Genomic DNA, 15218 nt, shown 5'->3' on the forward strand with positions numbered 1-15218 from the left:
GGGCGGTGGCTCAGCGGGGTGCGGCGGGCGCCGCGTCGGTGGTCTTCTCGGTGCGGTTCGCGGGACCGCGGGCGGGCCGGGCGAGCAGCGGTACGGCGAGGCAGGCGGCGAGGGCGGCGAGGGCGAGCCCCGCCCGTACGCCGTCGTCCTGGCCCGCCATCCCCCAGGCCGCCGTGGCCAGGGCCGGTCCGAGGGTGAAGCCGAGGCTGCGGGCGAGTTGGACGGTCGAGCCGACGGTGGCGGCGCGGTCCGGCGGGGCGGCCCCCATGACCAGGGCCTGGGCCGGGCCGCCGGCCAGGCCCATGCCGAGTCCGGCCAGGGCGAGCCGCCAGGCCACGTCGGGAGGGGACCAGCCGTCGCCCAGCGGGACGAGCAGCAGCAGGCCGACGGTGGTGAGCGCGGCGCCGGTGACCGCGACGGGCCGGGCCCCGTACCGGTCGGCGAGCCGTCCGCCGAGCGGGCCCGCCAGCCCCATGCCGAGGGGGAAGGCGAGCACCGTCAGGCCGGTGGTGGTCGCGCTGACGTCCTCGTCACGCTGGAGGTGGAGGGCGACCACGTAGTGCATGGCGGCGAAACCCACCGCCAGCGCCAGCACCGCGCCATGCGCCCGCAGCAGTCCCGCCGCCCGCAGCACACCGGCCACCGGACGGCCGCCCGGACCCCGCAGCCACCACCACAGCGGCGGTGCGGCGACGAGGGCGAGCGGCAGCCAGGCGGGGGTATCGGAGGCCAGGGTCAGGGAGAGCAGGAGGATCGTTACACCGGTGGCTATCAGGGCGGTGTCGGCGAGGAAGCGCCGGTCCGCGCCGCGCAGGCGGCCGTCCCGGGGCATCGCCCGCCACACCACGGCCAGCGCCAGCAGACAGAACGGGATCTTGACCAGGAAGATCCAGCGCCAGCCCAGGTGGTCCAGGAGCAGACCGCCGACCGCCGGTCCGGCGACGGCGCCCAGGGGGCCGAGGGTCGCGGGCACGCTCATCGCCCGCCCGCGCAGCTCGGGCCGCACCGAGCGGAGCGCCAGCACCGGCATCAGCACGAACAGCACCGCGCCGCACGCGCCCTGTCCGATCCGGGCGGCGATCAGCCAGGCCGCCCAGGGGGACGCGGCGGCAAGCGCGCTGCACAGCGCGAAGCCACCGGTGGCGACCAGCAGCGCGGGGCGGGTGCCCACGTCGTCGAGCCAGCGGCCGACAGGCAACAGGAGGGCGACGACGGGGAGTTGGTAGCCGAGTACCGCCCACTGGGCGGTCGCCGCCGGTACCCGCAGGCCCTGGGAGATGTCCGCGAGCGCCACGTTGACGATGTTCATGTCGAGCATCGCCACGAACGCCAGCGCGCCCGCCACGGCCACCAGGAGCCAGCGGTCATGGACTTCGGGTGGATCCGCCGGCCGCTCGGGTACGTCCCCGGCCTGATCCGCACCGGACGCGTCGTCGGTCATGCACCCCTCCCTCTGGCAGGTCGGCCGCCGGGCGACGGCCTCGCTCTAGAAGTCGGGCGAACCGCGGAGTGAGTTCCCGGATGTATCAGGAAAAACGGCTGGATTTCATGGTTCCCATTTCATAGTTCCCGGTGGTCGAAGGCGATCAGCGGGTCCCCGGTCAGCGGATGCTCGACCACGGCCGCACGTACGCCGAACACCTCGGCCAGCAGGGGCGGTCGCAGCACCTCGCGGGGTGTACCGGAGGCGACCACGCGACCCTCGTGCAGGACATGCAGCCGGTCGCACACGGAGGCGGCGGCGTTGAGGTCATGCAGCGACACCAGGGTCGTACGGCGTCGGCCGCGCAGCAGGGCGAGGAGTTCGACCTGGTGGCGTACGTCGAGGTGGTTCGTCGGCTCGTCCAGGACCAGGACGTCCGTCTGCTGGGCGAACGCACGGGCCAGCAACACACGTTGCCGCTCGCCGCCGGACAGCTCGCTGAAGTGGCGGTCGGCGTGGTCCCCCATGCCGACGTCCGCGAGAGCACCCGCGACGATGTCCCGGTCGGCGGCGTCCTCCCCGGCGAACGCCCGCTTGTAGGGGGTGCGGCCCATGGCGACCACCTCACGTACGGTCAGCTCGAAGTCCCCGCCCCGCTCCTGTGGGAGCGCGGCGATGTGCCGGGCCGACCGCGCGGGGCTCAGCTCGCGGATGTCGGAGCCGTCGAGCAGCACACGTCCGGCGGCGGGCTTCAGATGCCGGTACACGGTCCGCAGAAGAGTGGACTTGCCACTGCCGTTGGGCCCCACCAGACCGGTGATCTCGCCTTCGGCCGCGATGAGGTGGGCATCGGCCACGACCGTACGTCCGGCGTACGCGACCCGCAGGTCCTCGATATCGATCCTCAACTCCCGCTCCCCAAGCGCCGGTCCAGCAGATACAGCAGAGCCGGAGCGCCGATGAGCGAGGTGACGACCCCGACCGGCAGTTCCTGCGTGTCCATGGCCGTGCGGCACACGATGTCGACCACCACCAGCAGCAGCGCGCCGAAGAGCGCCGACACGGGCAGCAGTCGGCGGTGGTCGCCGCCGACGACAAGGCGGCAGACGTGGGGGACCATGAGGGCGACGAAGGCGATGGCCCCGGAGACCGCGACGAGGACGCCGGTGAGCAGGCTGGTGACCGCGAACAGCTCACGGCGCAGCCGTACGACGTCGATGCCGAGCCCGGCCGCCGTCTCATCGCCCATCAGCAGCGCGTTCAGGCCCCGGGCCCGGGCCTGCAACAGCAGCAGGACCGCCGGAACCGCCACCGCAGGGGCGGCCAGCAGCGGCCAGCTCGCCCCGCTCAGGCTGCCCATCAGCCAGAACAGCACACTGTGGGTCTGCTGCTCGTCCCCGGCCTGGAGAACGAGGTAGCTGGTGAAGCCGGACAGGAACTGCCCGATGGCCACCCCGGCGAGCACCAGCCTGAGCGGCGCGAATCCGCCACCGCGCCGCGCCACCGCCCAGACGAGAGCGAAGGTGGCCAGGGCTCCCGCGAAAGCGGCACCGGACAGACCGAGGCCCAGCGCTCCCCCGCTGCCGAGGCCGAGGACGATGGCGGCGACGGCACCGAGGGAGGCGCCGTTGGAGACACCCAGGAAGTACGGGTCGGCCAGCGGGTTGCGGACGAGCGCCTGCATCGCCGTACCGACCAGGCCGAGCCCGGCACCCACCAGGGCCGCCAACAGGGCGCGGGGCAGGCGCAGTTGCCACACGATCAGATCGTTCGTGCCGGGCCGGGGCGCGTCGCCGCTCAGTCTGCGCCAGACCACGCTCCACACCTCACCGGGCGGTATCGACGTGGAACCCCAGGCGACCGCCGCTGTGAGGGCCGCGAGCAACGCGACCGCCAGGAGCAGCGCCAGCGGCCCGGCGGGCATGGAGCGCCGGATGCGCACACGGGCATCGGTGCCCTTCCGGCTCACCGTGGTGTCGAGCGCCATCAGCCGATCTTGCCCGGGTGGAGGGCCTTGGCGATCTCCTTGACGGTGTCGGCGTTCTCGACTCCGCCGATGGTGGTCCGCTCGGAGCCGATGCGCAGGAAGTGGCCCTCCTTGACGGCCTTCAGGCCCTTGGTGGCGGGGTTCGACTCCAGCCACTTCCGCGCCTCGTCGAACGCCTTCTGGTTCGCCGCCTCGCTGCCCCGATCGCGGACGCCCAACTGGATCCAGTCCGGGTTCCGGGAAATGACGTCCTCCCAGCCGACCTGCTTGTAGTCGCCGTCGCAGTCGGCGAAGACATTGCGGGCACCGGCCAGAGTGATCACCGCGTTGGCGACCTGGCGGTTGCAGACGACGGTGGGCTGCTTGGTGCCGGCGTCGTAGTCGAAGAAGAAGTACGTCGGCCGCTCGCCCTCCGCCGTCCGGCCGACCGCCTTCCGGACGGCGTCCAGCTTCCCCTTCATGCCGTCGACGAGTTCCTTCGCCTTCGCGCTGGTGCCAGTGACCGCGCCGAGGGAGGTGATGTCGGCCTCCACCGCGGACAGGTCGGTCACCGCGCCCTTGTTCCGCGCCGCACAGGCGGTGGACTTGAGGTAGATGTGCTTGATTCCGGCCGCCTTGAACTCCTCCTCGGTCGGCGCGTCGCCCATGCCGCCGCCCATGTTCATCGAGGCGAAGGTGTCGATGTACAGATCCGCGCCGGAGCCGAGGAGCTTCTCCTTCGGGATCACGGACTGCCCGAGCGCCTTCACCTTCCGCGCCTGCGCGTCGAGTTCACCGGGCAGCGTTCCCTTGCCGGGCGGGAAGCCGGTGCCGATGACGTTGTCACCGGCGCCGAGGCGCAGCAGCAGTTCCAGGCTGGAGGCGTTGCTGGTGACGATCTTCTCGGGGGCCTTGGAGAACGTGGTCTTGGCGTCCATGCAATCGGTGACGGTGACCGGGTAGTGGCCGGTGGCCGACTTCTCGTCGGCGGGGCCCGCCTTGTCACCGCCGCCACTGCCGCCTCCGTCACCACAGCCCGCCACGAGGAGGCCACCCAGCACCGCGGCCGTCGTACCCCACCACACACGAGAACGCATCGAAACTCTCCTGGATCCACTTGATACCCGGGTTGCCCCGGATCAGTAGTCGTGGCGGATACGGCATCGGTTCCCGCTCAGTGGGAGCCGGTGAGAGTCTCTGAACTTGAAGGGCAGACTAGGTACGTGGCGTCGGTGACGCATGGAGTCGACAGGAGAGAACGTGCACCGCAAACTCCGCCTGCCTCTGGGGCGGCTGGCAGCCCTCGTCTGCACATCTGTCATCGCCGTCACGGGCTGTGGCGGCGGTGACGGCGAATCCGGGGCTCCGGAGCCGACCTCGAAGCCGACCGCCGGCGCCGGGCTCATACCTGTCGCCCAAGCCTGCGGCGGCCTGTTCGACGAGGCCATCGCGAAAGAGGCCCGGGAGCCGAACGGGCCCAGCGAGGTCTATCCGGTCGAGACCGAGAGCACCGGCCACGTGGCGAAGACGCTGCGGGAGGAGTCGGCCAGGAGGAGCACGCCCGAGGACCTCTGTACCTTGACGGACAAGGCCGAGGGGAAGGAGCTGCTCGCCCTCACCGTGGCCTGGACTCCCCACTCACTCCCGTCGGGCCGGTCGGTGCGCTACACGACCACCGTCGGTCCGGAGGACGCCGGCAGGCTCCTGGTCGCGTGTGACATCGACAGCGGAAGGGGGACGGAGTCGGGCGGGGGTCGTTCCCTGGAGTTCGCCCTGCGCGACCACTTCACCGTCAGCGACCACTCCCACGCCAAACTGCTCATCGCCTCGGCGAAGAGGACAACGTCGCAGCTCGACTGCCGGGAAGCGCCCGAATACCCGGACCCGAAGGTTGTGGCACCGCCACCGAAGCCCGGGCTGCGGTAGCGCGGTCCTTCCACCCTGCCGCAGATGATGGCGGTTTAATCGAGTCATGATCTACCACGTCGTACCGCTTGCCGAGTGGAACACCGCTCCCGACCGCCCCTACAGCCCCGCATCCCTCACGGAGGACGGTTTCATCCACTGCTCCCCCGACGAGGCGACCACGCTGGCCGTCGTCAACGCCTTCTACCGCGATGCGCCGAGGCCGCTGCTGGCGCTGCTCCTCGACGAGGACCGGCTCACCGCGAAATGCGAATGGGAGGCCGCGAACCCCGCCCCGCCGCCCGGCGTCGCCGAGAACTGCCTGTTTCCCCATGTCTTCGGGCCGCTCAACCGCGAGGCGGTGGCGCGGATCCAGGAGATCGTATGGGACTCGGAGAGCCGGGCGGTGGGGTTGACGGATGTGCGCCCACGCTGACGACGAGGGCCGTCAGAGTGGAGCGAGGCGGGCCTTGAGCAGGCAGAACTCATTGCCTTCGGGATCGGCGAGGACGTGCCACTGCTCCTCCCCGGTCTGGCCGATGTCGGCCCGCCGTGCACCGAGCTTCAGGAGGCGTTCGAGCTCGGCGTCCTGATCGCGGTCGGTGGCGTTGACATCGATGTGCAGCCGGGATTTCCCGGGCTCCGGCTCGTCCCTGCGGCTGAGGATGATCGTCGGCTGCGGACCGCCGAACCCTTCGCGCGGCCCGATCTCGAGGGTTCCGTCGTCCTCGCGATCGAGCACCACGAAGTCCAGGACCTCGCACCAGAATCGCGCCAGCACCTCGGGGTCGCGGCAACCGAGCACGAGTTCACTGATACGACATGCCATTGACGAAACCTACTCTCAGCGTGGGTACTGCCGGGGTGGCCGCGCGCAGATCTCAGAGGCTTCCCGCAGTGAGGACTCTCGGGACCGTACCGGGCGAGGCGAGCAGTGGCGAATGGATTTCAGGCCCTCGCCTGCCTGTCTCCCTCGGGACGCTCGCCGGAGCCGGAGCCGGAGCTGGGACTGAGGCTGGGACTGACGGCCTCCGCAGCCGAGTGGGCGCCTTCGGCCCCGTATCGGCGCAGCAGCCACAGGCCATACGCGGCCTGGAAGACGAACACGCTCACCTGCCACCAGTCCGGGGCCGAGCCCGGCGAGCGGATCTGGAAGAAGTCGTCGAGCCCATGGACGACGACCATCGGCCAGACCGAGCCGATCGCGTAACGCAGACCCGCACAGGTGAAGCCGAAGAGACCGGCGGACAGCATCTGCCACAGCGTGTCGTCGAGCGGATCGCCGAAGAACAGGAAGTTCTGGAGGTGTCCTGCTCCGAATAAGACGGCGACGCCGACGGTCGCGCGGATCGGACCGAGCGGGTTGAGTGCCTGCTGGACGAGGCCCCTGCTGTAGATCTCCTCGTTGATGCCGACCCACAGCAGCGAAACCAGGCCGCTGACGATGACCGTCGCACTGCCGTCGAGACCCGCCACGGTGTACGAACAGGCAATGAGCAGCATCGGCGCGGCCGGCCACCAGCGTCGTGGACGGCCGAGTACGGCCACCGCGGAGCGGCGCAGCCAGCCCCACCGCCACAGGACGAGCCACACCCCCGCGGCACAGATCGCGTTGACCAGGGTGGCGCCGAGATCCGGATACCACGAGGGCGCCAGCGGAGGCAGGATCACCTCGGCGAACAGCAGCAGCACCGCATGCCATGCGAAGGTCAACTCCACCGCGCCCCAGAGCGGATGACGGATGACGTGGCCTTTCCACCGCTTCATCACGAGACCGAGCGTAGCCGCGGACAGGACTTCGTGGCAGGCGGCCGCACAGCCCAGAAGCTGGGCCTGCTCGGTCGGCGTCAGTTCGTGGCGGTTGCCACCGTCCGGCTCTCATCGGCCGTCGCGGGCCTGGGATTCAGCAACCGCTCGGCAAGCTCACCGAAGAGAAGACCGAACCCACCCCACAGAATCACCTGCATGGCCAGCGCGGACAACCGGAACCGCCACAACACCGTGGCGGGAAAGTCCCCCGGCACCTCATTGACCACAGGCAGGAAGGCAAACGCCACCCCGATCACCACGGCGAACGCCGCCACCGCCACCACGGTCGCATACCAGGTACCCAACCTCGGCACGAGCCGCTTGCCCACCATCGTGGCCCCCACCGCCAGGAGCACACTGAGCACCATCATCAGGAAGTACAGCGCCGTACGCTTACCGATCGTGTCGGCGTTACCGACCGCGGGCGGATTGGCCGGATACTTCAGGAACGGCACCACATACACCGCCAGCAGCGCACACCCCGACAGCAACAGCGCGGTGGCCCGCGGCGTGAAACGGCCGACACGGCCCAGGGCCACGCAATACGCCAGAGCGGCGATACCACCGAAGGCGATCCCATAGACCAGGACACCGGTGGCCAGCCCGGCCGTGGACTGCACACCACGCGAAACCAGCTCGACCTCATGCTCATGCGCGGGAGCGTGGGCCCCCTCGAAGCTGATCGCACGGTCCACGTTCGGCTCACCGAGGAAATAGGCGGCGACCAGGGCCGGCACACCGGCCCCCAGACCCGCGAGCATGCCCCGGATCAGCAGATTTCTCACCATTGCGGAGTTCATGACTGTGCGGCGTCCCTCACATCAGTGGCAGGGGAAACCGAGCAGATGACGGGCGTCATGCACCCACTCATGAACGTTCTCACCGGAGACAACGGCGGTGGCGCCCTGCTCGGCGCCGACGAAATACAGCAGGACCAGCATCAGGATGCCGAAGAAGACCGCCCAGGGAGCTATCGCCTTCAGCGGCAACGTGGCGGGCAGTTCGGGGGTGGTGGCAGTGGGCTGCGCGACATGCTGCGCCATGACCAGGCCCTCCTTAAGGGAGTTCGCGTCCCATCTCGGTGGTGCACAGGACGACGGCTACGGGTCTGACTCACCACAGATCCCATCCGGGACCCCTGGTTCACAGTGGCGCGACCGTGCCGGATTCCCACCGGCTTCCGTCTTACCGTCGTCGATATCGCACCGACCGTACCGCGTGTCGCGTTCATGGCCAAGACCGCCCACCTGGCGAGACGCTGCGCCGGGACGTCCTGAGGACGGTGCGGGAGCCGGGGCCTGCCCCGGGCAGGCCCTAAGGTCGCGGCATGCGCATCGTCTCCCTGCTGCCCGCCGCGACCGACATCGTCACCGAACTCGGACTCGCCGAGCACCTGGTCGGCCGGACGCACGAATGCGACTGGCCACCGCGGACCGTGGCGTCCGTTCCCGTGGTCACCGGAGCCGACCTCGACCAGAACACCCTCACCAGCCGGGAGATCTCCGACGCGGTCGGCGGATCGACGCACTCCGGGTCGTCCCTCTACACCCTCGACACCGCAGCGCTCGCGGCCCTGGGCCCCGACGTGGTGCTCACCCAGGATCTGTGCGAGGTGTGCGCCGTCTCGTACGAGAGGGTCAGCCGGGCCGTCCGGCTGCTCGACGCCGACACCCGCGTCCTCAGCCTGGAGCCACGCACGCTCGACGATGTACTGGACTGCCTGGTCACCGTGGGTGAGCTGCTCGGCGTGCGCGAGCGCGCCGAGCAGCGCCGGGCCGAGCTGCACGACCGCCTCGAGCGGATCCGCCGGTCGGTCGCGGGCCGCGCCCGGCCCCGGGTCGTGGCGATCGAATGGCTCGACCCGCTGTGGCCCGCCGGACACTGGGTACCCGACCAGATCAGCGCCGCGGGCGGCGCACCGCTGCTCGCCGTGTCCGGCGAGCACACCAAGCCGATGACCTGGGAATCGGTGCGCGCCGCCCGCCCGGAGGTGGTGCTGGTCCTGCCGTGTGGCTTCCCGCCGGAACGGACCCTGCGCGAGACGGAACTCCTCACCCGCCTCCCGGGCTGGACGGAACTGCCCGCCGTACGGGCCGGGCGGGTCTGGGTGCTGGACGGGCCGGCCTACTTCAACCGCCCGGGCCCTCGTGTGGTGCGCGGAGCGGAAGTACTCGCCCACGTCCTGCACGGTGTACGGGCCGGGACCGCGGTGACGGCGGACGAGGCACACCCGTTCCCGGGCGCCCCCGGCCGGTGACGCGGTTCCGTCCGCCCAAAAGCCACGGCAAGTGCTCGGCGCTTCTTGCATACGATGCGCTGATGCATAAGATGCGCACCAGTCTTGGCTCCCTCTCGGACGACACCCCATGACGGACCTGATCCGCCGCGCCCTGACCGGCCGAGCCGCCCGGACGGCGCCGACCCCGAAGTCCCCGCGCGAGCGCACCTGGAGGCATCTGTCTCCGCTTCTGCGGCTGCTGATCCTGACCCAACTCGCCTTCAACGTCGGCTTCTTCGCGGTCCTGCCCTTCCTCGCCGAGCACCTGGGCACCGCGATCGGCATGGCGGGATGGATGGTCGGATTCGTCCTCGGTCTGCGGACCTTCAGCCAGCAGGGGCTGTTCGTGGTCGGCGGCTGGCTGGTGGACCGCTACGGCGTGCGCCCCGTCGTGCTGACCGGCTGTGCCGCGCGGATCGCGGGCTTCGTCTGGCTCGGCTACGCGGAGCGGACCTGGGCGGTGATCGGCGCGGTGCTGCTGATCGGCTTCGCCGCCGCGCTGTTCTCCCCCGCGGTGGAATCCGAAGTGGCCCGGCAGGCGGTGGCCTGGGAGGAGGAGGGCCACGGTTCGCGCACCCGGGTCCTGGCCCTGTTCACCGTCTCCGGCCAGGCCGGTACCTTCGTCGGTCCCCTCCTCGGCGGTTTGCTGCTCGGCGTGGAGTTCCGCGCCGCGTGCCTCGCCGGAGCCGGGGTCTTCGTCCTCGTCCTCGCCGGGCACGCCTGGCTGATGCCGCGGCACATCCCGGGCCGGGTCCGTAACCGGGAGCGGGGCGGCGTCCGCGCGATGGTGCGCAACCGGCGATTCCTCGCCCTGTGCTGCGCATACGGCACCTATCTGCTCGCCTACAACCAGCTCTACCTGGCCCTCCCGGCCGAAGTGGAGCGCGCGGCGGGCTCCCAGGTGCCGCTGTCGTGGCTGTTCGCCCTGTCTTCCCTGCTGGTCGTCTTCGCCCAGCTCCCGGTCACCCACTGGGCGGGCAACCGGCTCGATCTGCGCCGCTCGATGACCATCGGGCTGCTCCTCATCGCCGCCGGTTTCGCGGTCGTGGCCGCCGCGCGCCCGGCCGCCTGGACGGGCGCCGTCGGATTGCTGCCCGCCGCGGGCTACGTCGTGCTGCTCACCCTCGGCCAGATGCTGGTCGTCCCGGCCGCCCGCGCCTGGGTGCCCGACCTCGCCGAGGACGGTCGGCTCGGCCTCTACACCGGGGCGCTGTCGTCCGTCTCGGGCCTGATCGTCCTCATCGGCAGCTCGGCCACCGGCTCCCTGCTCGACCTGGGCCTTCCGCCCGCCGCCCGCTGGCTCGTCCTCGCCGCCGTCCCGGCCCTCGCGGTGACACTGCTGCCCCGCCGCCCGGATCAGCCCAGGGTGAGCAGCTCCTCGTAGAAGCCGCCGAACTCGCGTTCCCGGTCGACGAGGTGGATCTCCAGGATCCAGTGGCAGCGGCGTCCGGCCTTGTCGGTGTGCCGCAGCGGGGTGTCGTTGTCGGGCGTGATGTACGACTCCACGCGCGCGCCGTCGATCGTCTCGTGCGGGAACTCCCCGACCAGGTGGCCGGCGTGCCAGCCGCCCAGCTCCCAGCCGGCCCCGGCGGCCAGCCGGTCCACCTCGGCGTGCAGCCGCTTCCCGGTGATCTCCGGGTCGCTTTCGAAGAACCGCTTGCCCGCGTCGAAGACCTTGGGCAGATCGTCCCGCAGCCGCCGCTTGACCGGGTCGTCGCCGAGGACGAAGGTCCGGCCGAAGTCGGCCTCGTACTCTTCGAAGATCGGTCCGAGGTCGGCGAACACGATGTCGTCCGTGCCGATCACCCGGTCCGGCGGATTCTCCCGGTACGGCAGGAGCGTGTTCGGCCCCGAGCGCACGATCCGCTTGTGCCAGTGCCGGGTCGTGCCGAACATCTCGTTCGCCAGGTCCCGGATCCGGTCGCTGACCGCCCGCTCCCCCTCGCCCGGCGCCACCAGCCCGCGCCCCTGGATCTCCGCGAAGAGCCGTACGGCCTTCGCCTGGGCATCCAGCAACCGTGCCGCGCGCGCGGGTTCGTCGTCCGCCATGGGCCCGACGGTAGGCCGCTAGATCGTTTCCCGGCAACCGGATGAGGCAGTCCTCAGTCGGCGCGGCCGGTCGCCGCCACCGTCACACCCAGGCCGATCATCGCGAGGCCGCCCGCCCCGCCGACCATCGAGAGGCGGCGGTCCGAGCGGGCGAACCAGGAGCGGGCCGCCGAGGCGCCCAGGCCCCACAAGGTGTCCGTGACCAGGCCGATGGTGACCGGGACCAGGCCCAGCACCATCATCTGGACGGGAACATGACCCGCCGAGTGGTCGACGAACTGCGGCAGCACCGCCGCGAAGAAGACGATGCCCTTCGGGTTGGTGACCCCCACCAAAATGCCGTCCAGGATCGAACGCAGATCACCACGCCGCTCATCGGCCGGAGCGTCCATGTTCGCCACGCGCATCTCCCTGCGGTGCCGGAACGCCTGCACACCCAGGTAGACGAGATACGCCGCTCCTGCCAGCTTCACGCCCATGAACAGCGCCACCGAGCTCTCCACCAGCGCGCCGAGGCCCCACGCCACGGCGACCACCAGGGCGTAGCAGCCGATCACATTGCCGAGGACCGTCGCGAGCGCCGTGCGGCGGCCGTGGGCGAGGGCCCTGCCGACCACGAACAGCACACTCGGCCCCGGGATCACGATCACCAAGAGCGACATCGCCGCGAACGTGAGAACACTCTCCGTGGACACCACGTGTCCGCCACCTCCTGAATCGCTCCGTCCAGGGGACATACAAACAGATGACGGAACGCCCACTCCAGCCTCAGGCACCCGCGGACAGTGGCCGCTCCCCTACTTGGTCACGGAATAGGAGTGCGCTCCGGTTCCGGCGAGTGCTCCCCCGTCCACGATCAGGTACTCGTCGCGGATGGGCCGCCCCATGGGCCAGGACTCCAGGATCTCGCGGGTGCCCGCCGCGTAACGGGCCTGCGCGGACAGGGTGGAGCCGGAGATGTGCGGGGTCATCCCGTGGTGCGGCATGGTGCGCCAGGGGTGGTCGGCGGGGGCGGGCTGCGGGTACCAGACGTCGCCCGCGTAGCCCGCCAACTGGCCGCTGCGCAGGGCACGGTCGACGGCGTCCCGGTCCACGATCCGGGCCCGGGCCGTGTTGATCAGGTACGCGCCGCGCTTCATCGTGGCGAGCAGTTCGTCCCCGAACAGGCCCTCGGTCTCGGGGTGCAGCGGCGCGTTGATGGCCGGGCCACGCAGTCCGCGATGTTCCAGCCGCCGTCGAGAACGACCTGGTGGGAGGGCAGATAGTTCCGCACCAGGGACAGGGCCATCATCACCACGTGCTCGGCGACGCTGATGCTGTTGGAGTACGTCACCTCGGCGACCGTCACCCCGTGTGCGATCGCCGCGTCGAGGTCGACGTGGTCGGAGCCGATGCCCGCGGTGATGGCGAGCTTCAGGTTCTTGGCGACGGCGATGCGCTCGGACGTCAGGTACGCGGGCCAGAACGGCTGCGAGATCACGACATCGGCATCGGGCGGCTCTCGGTCGAACACCGAGCCGTCGCCGTCCTTGTCGGAGGTGACGTGGGCAGGTGCGGTTCACCATCCTCGCCGCTGAACGGCCTGGTCAAAGCGAATCTCGCTATGCTCGTATAGTCGGCGGCTATCGCCCGTGTCCGTTGAGGCAGGTGTGCAGGCGCTCGTCCAGCGCCTGCCGTACGTCGGCCTCCCGGGCCACCGTGAGCAGCGCCCCGGCGAGGACGGAGGGCGGGTCGTCGGGGCCGGTGACCAGCCCGACCCGCGGCCCGTGCACGGGCCCCTCCAGGGGCACCACCCGCATGCCCTCCGGTACGCCGAACATATGCAGCCAGGCGTGCGAGATCACGCTGGACCAGCGGCCGCCGGGCAGGTGGGCGTACAGCCCGGCGACGCTGTCCGACTCGATGGCGGGCGTGACGGTGGCGCCGTCGGCGGCGAAGCACTCGTCCATGATGCGGCGGTTGCGCATCCGCGGGCCGAGCAGGCACAGGGGGAGGTCGGCCGCCTGCGCCCAGCGGGCCGTGGCCGCGGTGGCGAGCGAGCCGTCGACGGGTGTGACGTATCGCTCCTCGTACAGCGGGAGCCGGCGCAGGCCGCCCAGGGAGTCGTCGTCGAGGTAGGTCATCGCCGCGTCCAGTTCGAACTCGGCCAGCCCGTGGGTGATGTCGATCGAGGACAGTGACTCGATGCTCACCCGGGCCCTCGGGTGGCTTTCGCAGAAGGGGCTGGTGAGGAGGGACGCGGCGGGCATCGCGGTGGGGATCACTCCCAGGCGGAGGGTACCGGTCAGGCCGTCGCCCAACGCCGACAGCTCCTGCCGCAGCCCGTCCCGCTCGGCGAGGATGCGGTGTGCCCACGCCAGCACCACCTCGCCCTCCGGGGTGAGCCCCTCGTACCGTCGTCCCCTGCGCACGATCGGCACACCGAGTTCGTGTTCAAGGCGGCGGATGGCGGCGGCCAGCGACGGCTGGGACACATAGCAGGCGGCCGCCGCGCGGACGAAGTGGCGCTCGCGGGCGAGGGCGACCAGGTATTCCAACTGGCGCAGTTGCATGCGTGACCTCCACGACGCGTCCCGTCCCGAGGGCGCGGCGTACAGCATCGTGCAGGCTGCGGCTGTCCGCGAGGTGGTCGACGGGTGGGGAGTTCGGTGTCGCTCACCAGCACACGGCCGGGACCCGCATAAAGGGCCCCGGCCGGTGAATCGGACGACCTTCGAGACGGGTCCGGCCAGTGGCGGTGACCCGAACGAAGCTGCTTACGACTGAGCGCCGGACGCGGGCGCGTTGAGGTTCTCGTGGACCGCGCGGGCGATGCCCTCGATGTTGGCGATGCCGTCGTCCATCGTGGCGTTGTCCTGCGAGAGCACCGTGATCGTGTAGTCGTGGTCGCCGCCGGTGAAGGCGCCGAGGCTGTGCACCCGCCAGCCGTTGGTGGCCCGCTCCAGCCACCCGTTCTTCACATGCACCTGGGCGTCGCTCGGCGCACCGGCCGGGGTGCCCCAGCGCTGCGAGGGGATGACCTCGCCCGTCAGCTTGAGGATGTAGGCGCGGGAGTCATCGCTGAGCACCGGGTTGCTGTGGGTCACCAGTTGGAGGAGCTTTTCCTCGTCGTTCGCGGTGATCTGGGTGAGCCCCCAGTGGCCCTCGCTGTCGAGGGTGGTGTTGGTCATCCCCGCGGCGTGCAGGAACCCGTTGATCTTGTCGGCCCCGAGCTGCTTCCACAGCGCGGTGGTGGCGTCGTTGTCCGACTTCGTGATCATGGCGGTGGCATGGTCCTTCTCCTCCTGCGTCAGGGCGCGATCGTCCTTCTGCGCGTCCCACAGCAGGGTGCCGAGCACGGTCACCTTGACCGTGCTCGCGGAGTCGAAGTGCCGGTCCGCGTCCAGAGTGCAGGTGGTGTTCGTGGTGCGGTCGTGGAGGCTGATCGCCGTGGTGGCGGCGGAGCCCTCCAGTGCCGAGTTGATGTCCTCGGAGAGCTTGTCGGCGAGTTCCGGCCGGTCCGAGGTGCAGATCGCCGCCTGCGGGGTGGCCGCGTGTGCCGACCCCACCGAGGCGATCGTCGGCACGAGCACCCCTGCGGCCAGCGCCGCCTTTGTCGCCAGGGTGCTACGGGGAGGCTGGGTTATTCGTCGGTGTCGACCCATGGTGGGCTTGTCCATTCGTTCGTGGGGCAGTTGGACACGCGGTGCCTTCGCTCCGTCGCGAAGCCATCCGGGTGCTCGGACCCTGGATGACGAGCCGGAGGCAGGTGAGGTTCACGAACGCGTCCAAGTCTCACAAGATCGCTC

The 15218-nt window shown here is 70.6% G+C and carries 16 protein-coding genes, 1 pseudogene and 1 riboswitch; of the genes and pseudogenes, 4 read left to right on the forward strand and 13 right to left on the reverse strand.

Annotation, left to right across the window (positions count from 1 at the left end; genetic code table 11):
* Nucleotides 1-10 precede the first annotated feature (10 nt).
* The 4 genes from ACK1X7_RS07035 to ACK1X7_RS07050 all read right to left on the reverse strand — a co-directional run bounded on the left by ACK1X7_RS07035 (nucleotide 11) and on the right by ACK1X7_RS07050 (nucleotide 4486).
* Nucleotides 11-1441, reverse strand: coding sequence for an MFS transporter (locus tag ACK1X7_RS07035; RefSeq protein ID WP_385149286.1), 1431 nt, complete (start codon nucleotides 1439-1441; stop codon nucleotides 11-13).
* Between the two features lie 119 nt (nucleotides 1442-1560).
* Nucleotides 1561-2331, reverse strand: coding sequence for an ABC transporter ATP-binding protein (locus ACK1X7_RS07040; protein ID WP_385149289.1), 771 nt, complete (start codon nucleotides 2329-2331; stop codon nucleotides 1561-1563).
* Entirely contained in the window at nucleotides 2328-3410 is a 1083-nt protein-coding gene (locus tag ACK1X7_RS07045) for a FecCD family ABC transporter permease (RefSeq protein WP_413114776.1), read from the reverse strand. Before ACK1X7_RS07045 ends, ACK1X7_RS07040 begins: the two co-directional genes overlap by 4 nt.
* Entirely contained in the window at nucleotides 3410-4486 is a 1077-nt protein-coding gene (locus tag ACK1X7_RS07050; protein ID WP_413114777.1) for an ABC transporter substrate-binding protein, read from the reverse strand. The genes ACK1X7_RS07045 and ACK1X7_RS07050 overlap by 1 nt, the downstream gene beginning before the upstream one ends.
* 163 nt (nucleotides 4487-4649) lie before the next feature.
* Between ACK1X7_RS07050 and ACK1X7_RS07055 the strand changes: the two genes are divergently transcribed.
* Nucleotides 4650-5315, forward strand: a complete 666-nt coding sequence (locus ACK1X7_RS07055) for a hypothetical protein (RefSeq protein WP_385149298.1) — start codon at nucleotides 4650-4652, stop codon at nucleotides 5313-5315.
* A gap of 46 nt (nucleotides 5316-5361) precedes the next feature.
* On the forward strand, nucleotides 5362-5730 hold the full coding sequence (locus ACK1X7_RS07060; protein WP_385149301.1) for a DUF952 domain-containing protein: 369 nt from the start codon (nucleotides 5362-5364) through the stop codon (nucleotides 5728-5730).
* A 12-nt stretch (nucleotides 5731-5742) separates the two neighbouring features.
* Here ACK1X7_RS07060 and ACK1X7_RS07065 read toward each other — a convergent pair whose 3' ends face one another.
* The 4 genes from ACK1X7_RS07065 to ACK1X7_RS07080 all read right to left on the reverse strand — a co-directional run bounded on the left by ACK1X7_RS07065 (nucleotide 5743) and on the right by ACK1X7_RS07080 (nucleotide 8146).
* Nucleotides 5743-6123, reverse strand: coding sequence for a VOC family protein (locus ACK1X7_RS07065; RefSeq protein ID WP_137964481.1), 381 nt, complete (start codon nucleotides 6121-6123; stop codon nucleotides 5743-5745).
* Nucleotides 6124-6242: 119 nt separating this feature from the next.
* Nucleotides 6243-7061 (reverse strand): CPBP family intramembrane glutamic endopeptidase, encoded by an 819-nt coding sequence (locus ACK1X7_RS07070; RefSeq protein ID WP_413114778.1) that lies wholly within the window; start codon nucleotides 7059-7061, stop codon nucleotides 6243-6245.
* A gap of 80 nt (nucleotides 7062-7141) precedes the next feature.
* Complete coding sequence (locus tag ACK1X7_RS07075; protein WP_390792521.1) at nucleotides 7142-7903, reverse strand: CbtA family protein; 762 nt, start codon at nucleotides 7901-7903, stop codon at nucleotides 7142-7144.
* 21 nt (nucleotides 7904-7924) lie between these two features.
* Nucleotides 7925-8146 carry a CbtB domain-containing protein gene (locus ACK1X7_RS07080; protein WP_014058848.1) on the reverse strand — a complete coding sequence of 74 codons (222 nt, stop codon included), beginning with the start codon at nucleotides 8144-8146 and terminating at the stop codon, nucleotides 7925-7927.
* Nucleotides 8147-8184: 38 nt separating this feature from the next.
* A riboswitch (cobalamin riboswitch) is annotated at nucleotides 8185-8329 on the reverse strand.
* A 101-nt stretch (nucleotides 8330-8430) separates the two neighbouring features.
* Here ACK1X7_RS07080 and ACK1X7_RS07085 point away from each other — a divergent pair.
* Nucleotides 8431-9360 (forward strand): cobalamin-binding protein, encoded by a 930-nt coding sequence (locus tag ACK1X7_RS07085; RefSeq protein WP_413114779.1) that lies wholly within the window; start codon nucleotides 8431-8433, stop codon nucleotides 9358-9360.
* A 109-nt stretch (nucleotides 9361-9469) separates the two neighbouring features.
* Nucleotides 9470-10765 carry an MDR family MFS transporter gene (locus ACK1X7_RS07090; RefSeq protein WP_413114780.1) on the forward strand — a complete coding sequence of 432 codons (1296 nt, stop codon included), beginning with the start codon at nucleotides 9470-9472 and terminating at the stop codon, nucleotides 10763-10765.
* Here the strand turns inward: ACK1X7_RS07090 and ACK1X7_RS07095 are convergent.
* The 5 genes and pseudogenes from ACK1X7_RS07095 to ACK1X7_RS07115 form a co-directional block, all read right to left on the reverse strand.
* On the reverse strand, nucleotides 10738-11430 hold the full coding sequence (locus tag ACK1X7_RS07095) for a M24 family metallopeptidase (protein WP_390795633.1): 693 nt from the start codon (nucleotides 11428-11430) through the stop codon (nucleotides 10738-10740). The two genes, ACK1X7_RS07090 and ACK1X7_RS07095, sit on opposite strands and share 28 nt — an antisense overlap.
* 53 nt (nucleotides 11431-11483) lie before the next feature.
* Entirely contained in the window at nucleotides 11484-12128 is a 645-nt protein-coding gene (locus ACK1X7_RS07100; protein WP_382956568.1) for a LysE family translocator, read from the reverse strand.
* Nucleotides 12129-12227: 99 nt separating this feature from the next.
* A pseudogene (locus tag ACK1X7_RS07105) lies at nucleotides 12228-12973 on the reverse strand (NAD(P)-dependent oxidoreductase); the annotation flags it as partial.
* Nucleotides 12974-13052: 79 nt separating this feature from the next.
* Nucleotides 13053-13982 carry a LysR family transcriptional regulator gene (locus ACK1X7_RS07110; protein ID WP_390795632.1) on the reverse strand — a complete coding sequence of 310 codons (930 nt, stop codon included), beginning with the start codon at nucleotides 13980-13982 and terminating at the stop codon, nucleotides 13053-13055.
* 204 nt (nucleotides 13983-14186) lie between these two features.
* On the reverse strand, nucleotides 14187-15074 hold the full coding sequence (locus tag ACK1X7_RS07115) for a serine hydrolase (RefSeq protein ID WP_385152965.1): 888 nt from the start codon (nucleotides 15072-15074) through the stop codon (nucleotides 14187-14189).
* Between the last annotated feature and the right edge of the window lie 144 nt (nucleotides 15075-15218).

Source organism: Streptomyces sp. CY-1 (genome assembly GCF_047218265.1).
Classification (GTDB): domain Bacteria; phylum Actinomycetota; class Actinomycetes; order Streptomycetales; family Streptomycetaceae; genus Streptomyces; species Streptomyces niphimycinicus.